This is a genomic window from Dokdonella sp., assembly GCF_019634815.1.
Classification (GTDB): domain Bacteria; phylum Pseudomonadota; class Gammaproteobacteria; order Xanthomonadales; family Rhodanobacteraceae; genus Dokdonella_A.
The window spans coordinates 12020-29001 of sequence record NZ_JAHCAP010000013.1 but is presented as its reverse complement, the minus strand read 5'-3'; the positions used below and the strand labels follow the sequence as shown (position 1 = coordinate 29001).

Sequence of the window (16982 nt, the reverse complement as noted above, 5' to 3'; positions counted from 1 at the left end):
CCTGTTGCAGAATGATGTTGCGCGGATTCCGGATCGTATCCCTGATGTCCGATGCACACAAGAAGCAGGCTTGATTTCGATTTGCATCCGCACCGAATGAATTCGCTGCTAGACTGCCGGCATCGCCTTGCGGATTGCCATCATGCACAGCTCTCGTCGCCGCTTTCTCCAGCAAGCCGCTGCAGCAGGCCTGGTCATGGTCTCGATGGGTGCGCGCGCCACGGGCGCCGCGGATTCCGCACGCAATGATTCGGGATACACCCGTTACGCGAACCTGGTCGGTCGTTCGCTGACCGCCGTCGACGACAACGGCCGGCGCAACACGCTCAAGCTGATCGAGGTGGCACATCCGGAATCACGCGCCCGTGCAGGCGCGGCGCATGCACCTGTGAAGGGTTTTTCGCTGATCCTGCGCGGTGACCCCGGACAGCCGATTGCCGAAGGCATCTACCGCTTTGAAGGCGCCGGTCCGAGCTTCGAAGCCTTCATGTCACCCATTCTCGGCGACGGCAAGACCTATCAGATCGTGTTCGGCAGCGCCTGAGTCGCAGGCGTCATCATCCGAGCGCGCGGTTGAAGCAGGCTTCGTAGGCATAGCCTTCTGCCACGCGCGCCACTGGCACCAGAAAAACTTCCCAGCTGATGCCGTCATCGAAGGTGGCGGCATGAATCGCTTGCTGTTCCGGCTGATCCTGCCGGGAATGAAAGAGCAGCGAGAACTGCTCGTAGCCCGAGTGCACGCGCCGTGCACTGATCGAGTGCAGGATCGCTGGATACGGCGAGCCCGCCGCATTGCCGTCGCAGCGTTCCAGCCGGCATGGCTGGCCGACACGCATGGCCATTTCATCGTAACTGGGCATTGCCATCGATTGCGCAATCAAGTCGGCAGCGTGGGCATCTTTGCAGGAATCCGCCGCACGAGACGCGGCGGACCAATCTGGGCGTGGCGCCGGCGGGCCGGCGCCACAGCTCGAATCACGCCGCGGGCGCGTCTTCGGTGACAGCCTTCATCGACAGGCGGATGCGGCCCTGCTTGTCGACCTCGAGCACCTTGACCTTGACCACGTCGCCTTCCTTGAGCTTGTCGGAAACCTTCTCGACGCGCTCGTTGGAAATCTGCGAGACGTGCACGAGACCGTCCTTGCCAGGCAGGATGGTGACGAAGGCGCCGAAGTCCATGAGCTTGACGACCTTGCCCTCGTAGATGCGGCCCGGCTCGACATCGGAAACGATCTGCTCGATGCGCTTCTTGGCGGCTTCACCGGCATCGCGGTTGACCGAGGCGATCACCACCGTGCCGTCATCGTTGATGTCGATCGTCGCACCCGTCTCTTCGGTGATCGAGCGGATCGTGGTGCCGCCCTTGCCGATGACTTCGCGAATCTTGTCCGGATGAATCTTCATCGTGATCAGGCGCGGCGCGAACTCGCTCATTTCATTGCGCGAGGTGCTGATCACCTTGCCCATTTCGCCGAGGATGTGCAGGCGACCGCGCTTGGCCTGTTCCAGCGCGACCTTCATGATCTCTTCGGTGATGCCGTCGATCTTGATGTCCATCTGCAGCGCGCTGATGCCCGCGGCGGAACCGGCGACCTTGAAATCCATGTCGCCCAGATGATCCTCGTCACCAAGGATGTCGGACAGCACGACGAACTGGTTGCCTTCCTTGACCAGGCCCATCGCAATGCCGGCGACCGGCGCCGACAGCGGCACGCCCGCGTCCATCATCGCCAGCGAGGAACCGCACACCGAGGCCATCGACGAGGAGCCGTTGGATTCGGTGATTTCCGAAACCACGCGCAGCACGTAGGGGAAGGCCTCAATCGTCGGCTTGACCGCCTGCACGCCACGCTTGGCGAGGCGGCCGTGGCCGATTTCGCGGCGCTTGGGCGCGCCGAAGCGGCCGCACTCACCGACCGAGAACGGCGGGAAGTTGTAATGGAACAGGAAGGCGTCCTTGGATTCGCCTTCGGGCGCGTCGATGATCTGCGCATCGCGGGTGGTGCCCAGCGTGACCGTGACCAGCGCCTGCGTCTCGCCGCGCGTGAACAGCGCCGAGCCGTGCGTGCGCGGCAGCACGCCGACGCGGCAGGTGATCGGGCGGATGTCGTCGAGCTGGCGGCCGTCGATGCGCACCTTAGTGGCGAGCACGGCATCGCGCAGGGTGTGGTATTCGAGTTCGCCGAATTCCTTGGCGACGTCGCCCACAGCCCAGCCTTCGGCTTCAACGCGGCCCGCCAGCGCGACCTGCGCGTCCTGCTTGATCACCGCGATCGCGTCGCGGCGCTGCAGCTTGTCGCGGATCTGGAAGGCCTGCGCGAGCTTGCTGCCCACGGCTTCCTTGAGCGCACCGATCAGCGCCTCGTTCTTGGCCGGCGCGGTCCAGGTCGAAGCCTGGGTGCCTGCGGCAACGGTCAACTCGTTGATCGCATTGATCACGATCTGCAGCGACTTGTGGCCGAACACCACCGCGCCGAGCATGACCTCTTCGCTGAGCAGCTTGGCTTCGGATTCGACCATCAGCACGGCGTTGGAGGTGCCGGCGACGACCAGATCGAGCTCGGAAGTTGCCAGATCGGACTTGGTCGGATTGAGGATGTACTGGCCATTGGCGTAACCGACGCGAGCCGCGCCGATCGGGCCCTTGAACGGGATGCCGGCGAGCGAGAGGGCCGCCGAGGCGCCGATCATCGCGGCGATGTCGCCGTCGACCTCGGGATTGAGCGAGACGACCTGGGCGATGACCTGGACTTCGTTCTTGTAGTCCTCGGGGAACAGCGGACGCACCGGACGATCGATGAGGCGGCTGGTGAGTGTTTCCTTCTCGGTCGGACGGCCCTCGCGCTTGAAGAAGCCGCCCGGAATACGACCAGCGGAGTAGAACTTTTCGACGTAGTCGACGGTGAGCGGAAAGAAGTCCTGACCTTCGCGGGCCTTGGCGGCGGCAACCGCGGTGACCAGCACGACGGTGCCATCCATCGACACCATCACGGCGCCGGAAGCCTGGCGGGCGACTTCACCCGTCTCCAGCGTCACCATGTGTTTACCGTACTGGAACGACTTGGTTGTCTTTGCCACGTTGATTGTCCTGTCTTGAAAGGCACACTCCCCGTGGAGCGGACCTGGATTCATGCGGAATTGCGGTCGGCGATGATCGCCCTGTGTTGCATGCGGCGTTCGCGCACGAACGCCAAAAGCAAACGGCCCCGGAACGCGATTGGCGATTCCGGAGCCGTTGATGCGCGATTAGCGGCGCAGTCCCAGACGCTCGATCAGCGTCTTGTAGCGCTCGACATCCTTGGCCTTGAGATAACCGAGCAGGCTGCGGCGCTGGTTGACCATCTTGAGCAGGCCGCGACGCGAGTGGTGATCCTTGTCGTGGCTGGCGAAATGCTTGGACAAGTGCTCGATGCGCGCCGACAGCAGTGCGACCTGGACTTCGGGCGAACCGGTGTCCTTGGCGCCGCGACCGTAGTCGGCAATGATCTTGGAAGTCTGTTCAACGGAAAGCGACATGGCGGGATCCTCTTGATGGAACATGCGGCGCGGTTCGGCCTGTCGAGAGCACGATCCGCGTCAGGGTGGGTGTTGCGGGAAGCCGGCTATTCTAACCCTTTTTGCACTGCAATGTGCGCAGCTGCCGAAGGGCGAGCCACGCCAGCCTGTCTCCACGAAGCCCACGGCCCGAGTCGAGCAAGCTCGACTCTACAAAGCCCGCCGTCGTGGAGCGGAGCTTGCTCCGCTGCCCCGGCCCAACCCGCCGTAGAGCGGAGCTTGCTCCGCTGCCTCGGCCCAACCCGCCATCCAACGTAGAGCGGAGCTTGCTCCGCTGCCTCGGCCCAACCCGCCCTCCAACGTAGACCGGAGCTTGCTCCGCTGCCGTGCGCGCCCCGCGGCCTGCCCCGCCCGCGCCCGAGTCGAGCAAGCTCGACTCTACAAAACCCACCGTCGTGGAGCGGAGCTTGCTCCGCTGCCGTGCGTTCCCCGCGGCCTGCCCCGCCCGCGCCCGAGTCGAGCAAGCTCGACTCTACAAAACGCGCCTTTCGGAGCTCCCGCAAAATCAGGGTCAGACCGGAGTGTCGCCAGGCGCGAGCGCGGATCTTCCCCGCGCGTTGAAGCCGCGCAGTGCGCGCAAGGTCCCGCCCGCACACTCGGCCAGCGCGACCGCCTTGCCCTGCCCGTCGAGGGCCACGCAAGGTCCCGGCACGCCTGTCCAGACGATCGCCTGCCCCTGGCGCAGGCGCGTGGCCTGATCGGCATCGAGCCGAACTTGCGGGTAGCCGGCAAGCCCGGCTTCAAGTGGAATCAACAAGGCATCGAGCGCGGCCGCATCGCCCTTTGCCAGTTCGGTCAACTCTTCCAGCGTATGCATCTGCGGCTTGAGGAAGGGTTCGACCCACAACCGCCGCAGCATCGTCACATGCGCGCCGCAGCCGAGCGTCTCGCCCAGATCGCGCACCAACGAGCGCACATAGGTACCCGAACCGCATTCGATCAGGAGTTCGAGACGATCAGCGTGCTGTTCGAGCAGTTCGAAACGCTGCACCTCGACTTCGCGCGGCGTCGCGACCACCGCTTCGCCGTGGCGCGCGCGCCGATACAGCGGCACGCCGTCCTGCTTGAGCGCGCTGTAGATCGGCGGCGTTTGCATGATGCGCCCCGTGAGTGCAGCCAGCGCTCTTTCGATCGTTGCCACGTCCAGTGGCGGCACTTCCCGACGACGCAGGACTTCGCCCTCGGCATCGTCGGTGGTGGTGGTGACGCCCAGCCGCGCCTGTGTGCGGTAGGCCTTGCGCGAGCCCAGCAGCAGGCCCGCAATCTTGGTCGCCTCACCAAAACACAAGGGCAACAGGCCGGTGGCGAGCGGATCGAGACTGCCGGTGTGACCGGCTTTTTCGGCCTGCAGCAGATGCCGCACCTTCTGCAAGGCCGCGTTTGAGCTCAGGCCCTGCGGCTTGTCGAGCAAGAGGATGCCATCGACCGCACGCAAGGGCGGACGACGCGTCTGCACCTTCTGTTTGCGCTTGCTCGGGCGGTCAGCGGGCATCACGCAGCGCACCCGCGGATCAGGATCGCGCCCGCGCGATCACGGCTTTTCGCGCAGCAGCGCCTCGATGCGCTCGCCCTTGTCGACCGAATCGTCATAGCGAAAGCGCAGTTCGGGCACGCGCCGCAGCTTCATCGAGCGCGACAATTCGCGGCGGAAATCCCTGGCCAGCTCGTTGAGCGCCTTGGCCGCGCGCGGGCCTTCATCGCCAAGCAAGGCCGTCACGTAGATCGTGGCCACGTCGAGGTCGCGCGTGACCTCGACATCGGAAACGCTCACCGAAGGCAAGGCATGCTCGCGCACGGCCGCATGCACGAGCAGCGCCACTTCACGGCGCAGTTCGGCGGAAACACGGTCGGAGCGATTGAATGACTTGGCGGGCATGGTGCGGTGAAACCGGTTGGGCGAAGCAGAAAGCGGGAAGCGGCATGACCCGCTTCCCGCGTCGCATTACAGCGTGCGCGCCACCTCGATGCGTTCGAAGCACTCGATCTGGTCGCCCGGCTTGACGTCGTTGTACTGCTTGACGCCAATGCCGCACTCGGTGCCGTTGCGCACTTCGTCGACGTTTTCCTTGAAGCGGCGCAGCGATTCGAGCTCACCTTCGAAAATCACGGTGTTGTCGCGCAACACGCGGATCGGCTTGCTGCGCTTGACCGTACCTTCGATCACCATGCAACCAGCGATGGCGCCGAACTTGGAACTGCGGAACACGTCGCGCACCTGGGCGATGCCGATGATCTCCTCGCGCACCTCGGTACCAAGCAAACCGGTGGCGACCTGCCTCACCTGATCGATCACATCGTAAATGATCGAGAAATAGCGCAGATCAAGCCCGTTCGCCTCGATCACCTTGCGTGCCGAGGCATCGGCGCGCACGTTGAAACCGATGATGACGGCCTTGGACGCTGCCGCCAACGTGGCGTCCGATTCGGTAATGCCGCCGACACCCGCAGAAATCACGTTGACCTTGATCTTCTCGGTGGTGATCGCATCGAGTGCTTCGCGCAGCGCCTCCGCCGAACCTTGCACGTCGGCCTTGACCACGATGTTGAGTGCGAGTTGGCCGGTGCCTTCCCCCATCTGCGCCATGAGGTCTTCCATGCGGTTGCCGGCCTGCTTGACCAGGCGCGTCTCGCGGCGCTTGGTCTGGCGCTGCTGCGCCACGTCCTTGGCCAGACGCTCATCGGCAACGACGACAAAATCATCGCCCGCCTGCGGCACGCCCGACAGACCGAGTACCTGCACCGGAATCGACGGCCCCGCCGATTCCACCTGCGCGCCGGATTCGTTGAACAGCGCGCGGACGCGTCCATATTCGACGCCGCAAACGAGGAAGTCGCCCTTGCTGAGCAGACCTTGCTGCACCAACACGGTGGCAACGGGGCCGCGCCCCTTGTCGAGGCTTGATTCGATCACCGCGCCGCTGGCACGGCCCTCGGCCACGGCCCTGAGATCCATCACCTCGGCCTGCACCGAAATCGCATCGAGCAGATCGTCGACACCGGCGCCGGTCTTGGCCGACAGCGGCACGATTTGCACGTCGCCACCCCATTCCTCGGGCACGACTTCGTGCTGAACCAGTCCCTGCTTGACCGCTTCGGGGTTGGCGTCGGATTTGTCCATCTTGTTCATCGCAACGATCAGCGGCACCTTGGCCGCGCGTGCGTGCTTGATCGCTTCGATCGTCTGCGGCATCACGCCATCGTCAGCCGCAACCACGAGAATCACGATGTCCGTCGACTGCGCGCCGCGTGCGCGCATCGAACTGAAGGCGGCGTGGCCGGGCGTGTCGAGGAAGGTGATGACACCCTTGGGTGTCTCCACGTGATACGCACCGATGTGCTGGGTGATGCCCCCGGCTTCGCCCGCCGCCACCTTGGTACGGCGGATGTAGTCGAGCAGCGAGGTCTTGCCGTGGTCGACATGGCCCATGATCGTCACCACCGGCGGGCGCGTGCTGCGCTCGCCGCTGTCGGCGGCCTGACGCGCGATCAAAGTCGATTCGGCGCTGGTATCGGTTGCCGCGACCACCTTGTGACCGAGTTCCTCGGAAACCAGTACGGCCGTGTCGTGATCGATCGCCTGATTGATCGTGACCATCACGCCCATCTTGAACAGCGCCTTGACCACGTCGGCGCCCTTGATCGCGAGCTTGGCGGCCAGGTCGGCAACCGTGATCGTTTCGCCCACCGCCACTTCGCGCACGACCGGCGCGGTCGGTTTGGAGAATGCGTGCGAGCCTGCCGAGCGCGATGGCTCGACCACGCGCGGCTTGACCTTCTTGCGCCCGGTGCGGCGCGCCGCGCCCTCGCGCGAAAGATGCAGCTCATTGCCGAAATAGCGGGCACCGCCCGCTTCGCTGCCGCCATCATCCTGCATGCGGTGCGAACCATGCTTCACGCGATGACGGTGCGCGCCGTCTCCGGGGCCGGCACCGGCACCCGCTCCGGCGCCCGCATCGCGGTGACGCTCCGGACGCGGGCGCTCGGTTGCGGGCGCGGCAGCCTTCTCGGGCGCCGCTTCCGCCGGAGCGTTGCGGGCCGCCTCTTCGGCCTGGCGGCGTGCTTCTTCTTCGGCTGCCAGAGCCTCGGCGGCGCTGCGGCGCGCATCTTCGGCGGCGCGCATGCGTGCGTCTTCGTCTTGTCGACGGCGGTCAGCCTCGGCCAACGCCTGACTCTCGGCTTCGCGCTTGAGCTGGGATTCAGCCAGCTTGCGCAGCGCCTCTTCGCGTTCCTGATCGACCGGCTGGTTGTCTTCGACCGTGCTGCGCTTGACATAGGTGCGCTTCTGGCGGACTTCGACGTTGACGGTCTTGGCGGTAGCACCACGCTGGCCCGGCGCCACGGTGATTTCGCTCACGGTGCGGCGCTTGAGCGTGATCTGGCGCGGCGACGCGGGCGCTGCCGCCGGCGCTTCCTCTTCTTTCTTGCCATGCGTGCGGCGCAGGAAGCCGAGCAGCTTCACCTTCTCGGTGCTGCTGATGACCTGATCGGGGTCGGAGAATTTCATGCCGGCCTCACCGAGCTGCGCGAGCAGCCGGTCGACCGGGGTGCCGAGCACCTTGGCCAGTTGTTTGATGGTGACGTCCGACATCGATTGCGTACTCCGTGGCCTGTGCGAACCTGCCTTGAATCTGTTGCAGCGGCGCTTCGCACTGACGCCGCCCGGTGACGCTGCGATGGCTGTTGCATGCCACCGTTCGTCAAGCACCTTGCCGCGGCAAGGTGCGTCGCCATTGCGCTTATGAATCCGCGGCCGCGCGTGCCGCCATGATCAGGCCAGCCGCTTGCTCTTCGTCGATTCCTTCGATGCCCAGTTCCATGAACTCATCGGTGGCCAGATCGGCGAGGTTTTCACGCGTGGTGATGCCATGCGAAGCCAGTTCGAAGGCCAGCGGCTCATCCATACCCTCCACCGCGAGCAGATCCGCGGCCGGCTGGTGTTCTTCCATGCCCTCTTCGACCGCGAGTGCCTCGGTGAGCAAGGCATCGCGTGCGCGTGCGCGCAATTCCTCGACGATGTCCTCGTCGAATCCTTCGATGCCAAGCAATTCGGCAGTCGGCACGTAGGCGATTTCCTCGACACTGGAGAAACCTTCCTGCACGAGAATCTGCGCAATCTCGGCGTCGACTTCGAGCTTGTCTATGAACAACTGGTGCGCGGCGGCCTGTTCGGCCTCGCTCTTCTGTCGCACCTGGTCGGCGGTCATCACGTTGAGCTGCCAGCCACTGAGCTTGCTCGCCAGACGAACATTCTGGCCGCCACGGCCAATGGCCTGCGACAGTTTGTCTTCGGCGACGGCAATGTCCATCGAGTGCTTTTCCTCGTCGACGATGATCGACTGCACTTCGGCCGGTGCCATCGCATTGATGACGAACTGCGCAGGATTGTCGTTCCACAGCACGATGTCGATGCGCTCGCCGTTGAGCTCGTTGGATACCGCCTGCACGCGCGAACCACGCATGCCGATGCAGGCGCCGATCGGATCGGTGCGCTGGTCGTGTGCGATGACGGCGATCTTGGCGCGATCGCCCGGATCACGCGCACAGGCCTTGATCTCGACCAGACCCTGACCGACTTCCGGAACTTCCAGCTTGAACAGCTCGATCATCAACTCGGGCGCGGTGCGCGAGACAAACAACTGCGGGCCGCGTGGCTCGGACTTGACTTCGTAGAGGTAGCCACGCAGACGGTCGCCGGTGCGCACCGGCTCGCGCGGGATGCTGCGATCACGCGGCACGAAGGCTTCGGCATTGCCGCCCAGATCGAGATAGATGCTGCCACGCTCGACGCGCTTGACGATGCCGGTGATGAGTTCCCCGACGCGATCCTTGTAGGCATCCACGATCAGCGCGCGTTCGGCTTCGCGCACACGCTGCACGATCACCTGCTTGGCGGCCTGGGCCGAGATTCGGCCGAAATCGGGATTCTCGATCTGTTCCTCGATCCAGGCGCCGACCTCGATGTCGGGTACCTCGTCGACGGCATCCATCAGACGCAACTGACGATCCGGCGACTCCATGACGACGTCATCGGCGACGACTTCCCAGCGTCGGAACGTTTCGTATTCGCCACTCTCGCGGTCGATGCTGACACGCACGGAGGCGTCTTCATCGACATAGCGGCGCTTGGCCGCGGAAGCGAGAGCCGCTTCCATCGCTTCGAAAATGACGCCGCGCGAAACGCCTTTTTCGTTGGCGACCGCATCGACGACCATCAGCAGTTCTTTGCTCATGCTTTGCTCCATCGGGACCCGTTTCAATCCCGAATGCCTTGCGTTGATCCGATTCCACTGGCCGGAACGAGTCCCGGCGCACCGCTCAATCCAAATTCACGTCCATGCCAACTGCAGCTGCACGCCGCTCCATCGGCGGGAACTTCATTTCGCCGCAACCGGCGCGAGGCGCATGGCGACAGCGTTTCATGTCACGCATCGACATGCCGTCGACGCGCCCGATCTCAACTCTTGCGCTTGTCCTTGCGGGTCGGCTGCACGGGCTTTGCAGGCCGCTCCGCCTTGCCCGGCTTGGCCGCGCCCAAACCGAGGGCTGCGTAGTCGGGCACCAGATGCGCCTTGGCGACATTGGCGTGTGCGATCGCCACCGTCTTGCCGTCCTGATCGAGATTGATGTGATCGCCCTCGACGCCGAGAAGCACGCCCTGGAAACGGCGCCTGCCATCGAGCGGCAGGCTCACCGTGATCTTGACCTGCTCGCCGGCGAAGCGCCGGTAGTGCTCGAGCGTGAACAGCGGGCGTTCGAGGCCCGGTGAGGACACTTCGAGCGTGTATCGGCCGGCGATCGGATCGTTGACGTCGAGCAACGCGGAAATCTCGCGGCTGGCGCGCTCGCAATCCTCGATGCCGATGCCGCGCTCGGGTTCGTCGATGTAGACCCGCAGCAAGCCTCCACCCGCACCGCTGTTGAATTCGATGCCGACCAGTTCCAGCCCCAGATCCGCGATCAAGGGCTCGATCAGTTGCTGGAGTTGCGCGTTGCTCATTCGATCCGGAAACATCCTGCCGTTGCGTGGGAATCGACCCGAAATACACCAACAAAAAATGGGCACGAGGCCCATTCCGTCGTTCGCCGTTGTGTCGCATCCAACATCGGCGGAACTGCATCTCGCAGTCGTGCATCCTGCACTGTGCCCCGGGGGCCCTCCATGATCCCGCTCCGCGCCCATCCTGGGCACGTCCGGCCAAGAAAAAAGCCGCATCTCGCGGCCCTTTCCATCGACCTCGCCACACTGGTGCGGCGCTCGGTTGGTAGCGGGGGCAGGATTTGAACCTGCGACCTTCGGGTTATGAGCCCGACGAGCTGCCAGACTGCTCCACCCCGCACCGAGTCGCCTAGGATAACCGCTAGACAGCGGATCAGGCAACAACTGCGTGTCCCGCAACCGTTCGCCGCCCCATTGGGGCGCCCGGGGCATGCCGCGCCGTTCAGCGCGCGAACTGGCTTGAAGCGAGCAGCGCCTGATTGCACCAGTCGAGCAGCGGGCCCCAGCCGATGCCGAGCGCAATCAGGGCCAGACCATTGAGTGACAGCACCCAACGCATGCCGGTGTCGGCCGGCAAGGGCAAGGCGTTCTTTTCGGCCGGCTCGTCGAAGTACATCACCTTGACCACGTTCAGGTAATAGAACAGGCCAACGATCGCGAACACGATCGCGACGATCGCCAGCCACATCTGGCCGGCATCGATGACGGCCTTGAGCACCATCAGCTTGGCGAAGAAGCCGAACAGCGGCGGCACGCCTGCAAGCGAGAACATCGCAATCGCCATCACCCCCGCATACCATGGATTGCGCTGGTTGAGACCCTTGAAGTCGACGATTTCCTCGGCTTCGAAGCCCGCGCGCGCCAGCAGCAGGATCACGCCGAAGGCGACTGCCGTCATCAGCGCGTAGCAGATCATGTAGAACATCGCCGAGGCGTAGCCGGCCGGCGTCGCGTTGACGAAGCCGAGCAGCACGAAACCGACGTGCGAAATCGTCGAATAGGCAAGCATGCGCTTGAGGTTGGTCTGAGCGATCGCGACCACGTTGCCGACCGCGAGCGATATCGCGGCAAGGATCGCCAGCATCAGCGTCCATTGCGCGTGCAAGCCACCCATCGCCACTTCGAGCAGGCGCCATGCCATGCCGAACGCGGCCAGCTTGGAGGCCGTGCCGATGAACAGCGTGATCGCGGTCGGCGCACCCTGATAGACATCGGGCAACCACATGTGGAACGGCACCGCGCCGAGCTTGAAGGCGATGCCGACGACGAGGAACACCAGGCCAAACACCAGCAGGTTGCGATGCGCGCCGCCCACGGAGAAGTCAGCGGCGGCGTGGATCTGCGCCAGATCGAGCGTGCCGGTGGCGCCGTACAACATCGACATGCCATAGAGCAGCAAGCCAGAGGCGAGGGCGCCGAGCACGAAGTACTTGATCGCCGCTTCCGAGGACATCACCGAATCGCGGTTGAGGGCGACCAGCGCGTAGGAACTCAGGGTCAGCAGCTCCAGGCCCAGATACACGGTAACCAGACTGCCTGCCGAGACCAACAACATCATGCCCAGCGTCGCGAACAAGAGCAGCAGGTACAGCTCGCCGACGAACAGTTTGCGGTCGCGCATGTACAGGCGGCCGTAGACGTAGACCAGCGCGGTCGTCAGCAGGATGAACAGTTTCAGCACCGTGCCGACCGCATCGCGCACGAACATGCCGTTGAATGCGGACGTGGCCTGCGCGGGCGAGCCGGACCAGACCAGCCAGGCAGTGACCGCAAGCGCGAGCAGCGACAGCACGTGGGTGAGGTTGCGCTGCGCCTGCTTGAGGAACAGGTCGATGAGCAGGATCGCGCAGGTGGCGCCGAGCAGGAACAGCTCGGGCAGCACGGTCACGAGGTCATTCGGGTTGAAAGCGATATTGATCATGTCGTCGGACTCACAGCGTGACCAGACCAAGCTGCTGCACGAGCTGCAGCACGGCTGGCTCCATGAGGTCGGTCAAAGGCTTGGGATAGACACCCAGGGCAAGTACCGCGATCGCAAACGCACCGAGCACGATGACTTCCTGCATGTTGAGATCCTGCATCTTGGCGACCTTCTCGCTCGTCACCGGGCCAAACACGATGCGCTTGACCAGCCACAGGGTGTAAGCGGCGCTGATGATCAGGGTGAAGGCTGCGAGCAGGGCCACCGGCGGACTGGTCTGGAACGAGGCCATGATCACCATGAACTCACCGACGAAACCCGAGGTACCCGGCAGGCCGCAGTTGGCCATCGCGAACAGCACCATGAAGGTGCCGAACCACGGCATCACGTGGGCGAGGCCACCGTAGTCTCGGATCAGGCGCGTGTGCAGGCGGTCGTACATGACGCCGATGCACGAGAACAGCGCACCGGATACGAAACCATGCGAAATCATCTGCACCATCGCGCCCTGGATCCCGAGCCGCGCGGCGTCGGCATTGCCGTTGACGCGCACCAGCGCCAGCGCAATGAAGATGCCGAGGGTGACAAAACCCATGTGCGCGACCGATGAATAGGCAATCAGCTTCTTCATGTCCTCCTGCACCAGCGCGACATAGCCGATGTAGATGATCGCGATCAACGAAGCAGCGATCACCACCCAGGCGAACTCCTGGCTCGCATCGGGCGTGATCGGCAACGAGAAGCGGATGAAACCATAGCCGCCGACCTTGAGCATGATCGCAGCCAGGATCACCGAGCCACCGGTGGGCGCCTCGACGTGGGCATCGGGCAGCCAAGTGTGTACCGGGAACATCGGCACCTTGATCGCGAAGCCGGCGAGGAAGGCGAAGAACAGCCAGGTCTGCTCGCGGGCATCGAGGCTGGCATGACTGAAGGCAGCGAGCGAGAATTCGCCGGTCTTCAGGTGCAGGTAGATCAGGCCGATCAGCATGAAGATCGAGCCGAGGAAGGTGTAGATGAAGAACTTGAGCGTCGCGTAGACGCGCCGCGGGCCGCCCCAGACACCGATGAGGATGAACATCGGAATCAGCATGGCCTCGAAGAACACGTAGAACAGCAAGGCATCGGTAGCTGCGAACACGCCGATCAGCATGCCTTCGAGCGCGAGCATCGCCGCCATGTACTGCGATACGCGCTTTTCGATCGGCCGCCAGGCGCCGATGATCACCAGCACCGTGGTGAAGCTGGTCAGCACGATCAGGGCGACCGAAATGCCGTCGGCGCCGAGCGCGTAGTTCGACTGGATCATCCTGATCCACGGCAGGCTCTCGACGAACTGCATGCTGTTGGCAGCAGTCACGTCATAGCCGGTCCACAGCGGCAGCGACAGCAGGAAGGTGGCCACGGCAAAGCCGAGCGTGAGCCAGCGCGCGGTCGCGGCATTGCGGCCGAACGCCAGCACGACGATCGCGCCGAGGATGGGTAGCCAGATCAGCAGGCTGAGGAGGTGCATGTCTGTGCAGTTCCCTGTCGGTCAAAGCGCCGTATGCGCGACCCACCACACGCCACCAAGCAGCGCGATCAGGCCGAGAATCATTGCAAACGCGTAGTGGTAGAGATAGCCCGATTGCAGCCAGCGCACGGTCATCGACACCCGATCGACCACCGCCACCGAACCATTCACGGCAACGCCATCGATGAGACCGGCATCGCTGCCCTTCCACAGGCCGCGCCCGAGCGCGATGCCACCACGCGCGAATACGGCCTGATAGAGCTCGTCGATCCAGTATTTGTTGACCAGCATCGAGTAGATCGGCTTGAGCGCGGACTTGAAGCGCGCCGTGACACCGGGGTTGAACAACCAGATCCAGGTTGCCACGAGGAAACCGGCGAGCGCGATCCAGAACGGCGGCTGCTTGAAGCCATGCAGGGTCATCGCCCAGGCGCCGTGGAACTCGTGGGTGAGTTCGCCAAGCACGTCATTGGCAGCGCGCACATGGATCGCGTTGCCGAACCAGTCGCCGAACACCATCGGCCCGATCGTCGACCAGCCAACCAGCACCGAAGGGATCGCCAGCAGCACCAGTGGCAGGGTGATCACCCACGGTGTTTCGTGCGGCGCATGGGCCAGGTGGCCCGGTGCGTGATGTCCGTGGTCATCGTGGCCGTGACCATGGTGGGCATCGACGACATAGCGCGGCTTGCCGTGGAAGGTCTTGTAGAGCAGACGAAAACTGTACAGCGCAGTCACGAACACGCCCGCGAGCACGCAAAAATAGGCGTAGCCGGCACCGTAACGGTGCGATTCGCCGACCGCTTCGATGATCGCATCCTTGGAAAAGAAACCGGCGAAACCGGGTGCGCCGGCCAGCGCCAGCGACCCCAGCCACATCGTGATCCAAGTGATCGGCATCTGCTTGCGCAGGCCGCCCATGTGACGCATGTCCTGCTCGTGATGCATTGCCACGATCACCGAGCCCGCGCCGAGGAACAACAGGGCCTTGAAGAAGGCATGCGTCATCAGGTGATAGACACCACCCGCATAGGCCGACACGCCCAGCGCAACCGTCATGTAGCCCAGCTGCGACAGCGTCGAATAGGCGACCACGCGCTTGATGTCGTTCTGCACGATGCCGATCAGGCCGGTGAACAGCGCGGTGGTCGCACCGATCACCAGCACCACACTCAGCGCGGTTTCGCTGAGTTCGTACAGCGGCGACATGCGCGCGACCATGAAAATGCCCGCGGTGACCATCGTCGCCGCGTGGATCAACGCGGAGATCGGCGTCGGGCCTTCCATCGAATCGGGCAACCACACATGCAGCGGCACCTGCGCCGATTTGCCCATCGCGCCGACGAACAGGCACAGGCAGACCACGGTGGCGACCGACCAAGGATGACCGGCAATGATCTCGACCTTGAGCATTTCGCTGGCCGGCGCGGCCGCGGCGGCAAACACCTGCGCGTAATCGAGCGAGCCGAACCACAGCAAGGCACCGGCAATGCCGAGGATGAAGCCGAAGTCGCCGACGCGGTTGACGAGGAAGGCCTTGAGGTTGGCGAACACCGCGCTCGGCCGCTTGAACCAGAAACCGATCAACAGATACGACACCAGACCCACCGCTTCCCAGCCGAAGAACAGCTGCAGGAAGTTGTTGCTCATCACCAGCATCAGCATCGAGAAGGTGAACAGCGCGATGTAGCTGAAGAAACGCGAGAAGCCGTCATCCTCGGCCATGTAGCCGATCGTGTAGATGTGCACCATCAGCGACACGAACGTCACCACCACCATCATCATCGCGGCGAGGCGATCGACAAGAAAGCCGATGTGCGCCGAATAGTGACCTACCTGATACCAGGTGTAGAGATTCTCGTTGAAGGTGGCCGCGCCGCCCCAAACCAGCTGGTGGAGCACGTAGAAGGACAAGGCGCACGACAGGGCGACGCCGGCAATGGTGACGCCGGCGGATGCCGCGCGCCCGATCACGTTGCGCAACAGCCCGGCAATGAGCGCGCCGACGAGCGGCGCGAGCACGACCAGCAGCAGGATGGTCTTGGAGAGCATCATCGGTCAGCCCTTCATGCTGTCGATCTTGTCGACATTGATGGTCGCGCGGTTGCGGAACAGCACGACCAGGATTGCCAGTCCGATCGCCGACTCGGCGGCGGCCACGGTGAGGATGAAAAACACGAATACCTGACCGGAGGCATCACCGAGGAAGCGCGAGAAGGCAACGAAGTTCGTGTTTACCGCCAGCAACATCAACTCGATCGCCATCAGCAAGGTGATGACGTTCTTGCGGTTGATGAAGATACCGGCGACGGCGATGCAGAAGAGCACGGCGCCGAGGGTGAGGAAGTGCGCAAGCGTGATCATGGCGTGGGGGCCTCCCCGGAGGTCGCTGCCGGCTTGGTCGCAACCATCTTGACGATGCGCAAGCGGTCTTGCGGCCGTACCAGCACCTGCTTGCCCGGATTCTGCATGCGCACGCCGGTGCGATGGCGCAAGGTGAGCGGAATCGCGGCGATGATCGCAACGGTGAGGATCAGCGCTGCGACTTCGAACGGCAACAGGTATTGCGAAAACAACGCGCTTGCCAGCCAGGTGGTGTTGGACACGCCGGCAGCCGCCGCCGGATCGGGCGTAACCGGCATGTCCATGACGCGTACGCCGATCAGGGCAAGCATTTCGGCGAGCATCACCGCCGCCACCAGCAGACCGACCGGCAATGCGCGGATGAAACCCTCGCGCAGCGGATCGATGTCGACGTCGAGCATCATCACCACGAACAGGAACAGCACCATCACCGCGCCGACGTAGACCAGTACCAGCACGATGGCAAGGAATTCGGCATCGGCCAGCAACCAGGTGCAGGCCGCCGAGAAGAAGGTCAGCACCAGGCACAACGCCGCATGCACGGGATTGCGCACCAGGATGACCGCGAGCGCCGCCAGCGTGGTGGCTGCCGCGAACAGGTAAAAGCAGATGAGCGGGAATGTCATGCGTTC

At 63.9% G+C, this 16982-nt stretch carries 14 protein-coding genes and 1 tRNA gene; 1 reads left to right on the top strand and 14 read right to left on the bottom strand.

The features are described from left to right. The first annotated feature begins 142 nt into the window (after window positions 1-142). Window positions 143-544: a twin-arginine translocation signal domain-containing protein gene (locus tag KF759_RS08160; protein ID WP_291224379.1), complete on the top strand. Its 402-nt coding sequence runs from the start codon at window positions 143-145 to the stop codon at window positions 542-544. 13 nt (window positions 545-557) lie between these two features. On the opposite strand, the gene KF759_RS08155 is transcribed toward KF759_RS08160, so the two are convergent. The 14 genes from KF759_RS08155 to KF759_RS08090 form a co-directional block, all read right to left on the bottom strand. Further along, window positions 558-860, bottom strand: a complete 303-nt coding sequence (locus KF759_RS08155; RefSeq protein WP_291224377.1) for a hypothetical protein — start codon at window positions 858-860, stop codon at window positions 558-560. A gap of 115 nt (window positions 861-975) precedes the next feature. Further along, the gene (gene pnp, locus KF759_RS08150) at window positions 976-3078 is read right to left on the bottom strand and encodes a polyribonucleotide nucleotidyltransferase (RefSeq protein ID WP_291224375.1); all 2103 of its coding nucleotides are present in this window, start codon (window positions 3076-3078) and stop codon (window positions 976-978) included. Between the two features lie 168 nt (window positions 3079-3246). Further along, window positions 3247-3516, bottom strand: coding sequence for a 30S ribosomal protein S15 (gene rpsO, locus KF759_RS08145; RefSeq protein ID WP_291224373.1), 270 nt, complete (start codon window positions 3514-3516; stop codon window positions 3247-3249). A 550-nt stretch (window positions 3517-4066) separates the two neighbouring features. Continuing rightward, window positions 4067-5047, bottom strand: coding sequence for a tRNA pseudouridine(55) synthase TruB (gene truB, locus KF759_RS08140; protein ID WP_291224371.1), 981 nt, complete (start codon window positions 5045-5047; stop codon window positions 4067-4069). Between the two features lie 39 nt (window positions 5048-5086). Further along, window positions 5087-5431: a 30S ribosome-binding factor RbfA gene (gene rbfA, locus KF759_RS08135; RefSeq protein ID WP_291224369.1), complete on the bottom strand. Its 345-nt coding sequence runs from the start codon at window positions 5429-5431 to the stop codon at window positions 5087-5089. 66 nt (window positions 5432-5497) lie between these two features. Next, entirely contained in the window at window positions 5498-8143 is a 2646-nt protein-coding gene (infB, locus tag KF759_RS08130; protein ID WP_291224367.1) for a translation initiation factor IF-2, read from the bottom strand. Window positions 8144-8291: 148 nt separating this feature from the next. Next, window positions 8292-9785 carry a transcription termination factor NusA gene (gene nusA, locus KF759_RS08125; protein WP_291224365.1) on the bottom strand — a complete coding sequence of 498 codons (1494 nt, stop codon included), beginning with the start codon at window positions 9783-9785 and terminating at the stop codon, window positions 8292-8294. Window positions 9786-10009: 224 nt separating this feature from the next. Further along, window positions 10010-10552 carry a ribosome maturation factor RimP gene (rimP, locus tag KF759_RS08120; protein ID WP_291224363.1) on the bottom strand — a complete coding sequence of 181 codons (543 nt, stop codon included), beginning with the start codon at window positions 10550-10552 and terminating at the stop codon, window positions 10010-10012. Window positions 10553-10815: 263 nt separating this feature from the next. Next, window positions 10816-10892: transfer RNA gene (locus KF759_RS08115), tRNA-Met, on the bottom strand. Window positions 10893-10994: 102 nt separating this feature from the next. Further along, complete coding sequence (nuoN, locus tag KF759_RS08110) at window positions 10995-12473, bottom strand: NADH-quinone oxidoreductase subunit NuoN (protein WP_291224361.1); 1479 nt, start codon at window positions 12471-12473, stop codon at window positions 10995-10997. A 10-nt stretch (window positions 12474-12483) separates the two neighbouring features. After that, a complete protein-coding gene (locus KF759_RS08105; protein WP_291224359.1) occupies window positions 12484-13986 on the bottom strand; it encodes an NADH-quinone oxidoreductase subunit M in 1503 nt (500 codons plus the stop codon). Window positions 13987-14007: 21 nt separating this feature from the next. Continuing rightward, the gene (gene nuoL / locus KF759_RS08100) at window positions 14008-16041 is read right to left on the bottom strand and encodes an NADH-quinone oxidoreductase subunit L (RefSeq protein ID WP_291224357.1); all 2034 of its coding nucleotides are present in this window, start codon (window positions 16039-16041) and stop codon (window positions 14008-14010) included. Window positions 16042-16044: 3 nt separating this feature from the next. Beyond that, the gene (nuoK, locus tag KF759_RS08095) at window positions 16045-16350 is read right to left on the bottom strand and encodes an NADH-quinone oxidoreductase subunit NuoK (RefSeq protein ID WP_291224355.1); all 306 of its coding nucleotides are present in this window, start codon (window positions 16348-16350) and stop codon (window positions 16045-16047) included. Beyond that, entirely contained in the window at window positions 16347-16976 is a 630-nt protein-coding gene (locus KF759_RS08090; RefSeq protein WP_291224353.1) for an NADH-quinone oxidoreductase subunit J, read from the bottom strand. Before KF759_RS08090 ends, nuoK begins: the two co-directional genes overlap by 4 nt. Window positions 16977-16982: the final 6 nt, after the last annotated feature.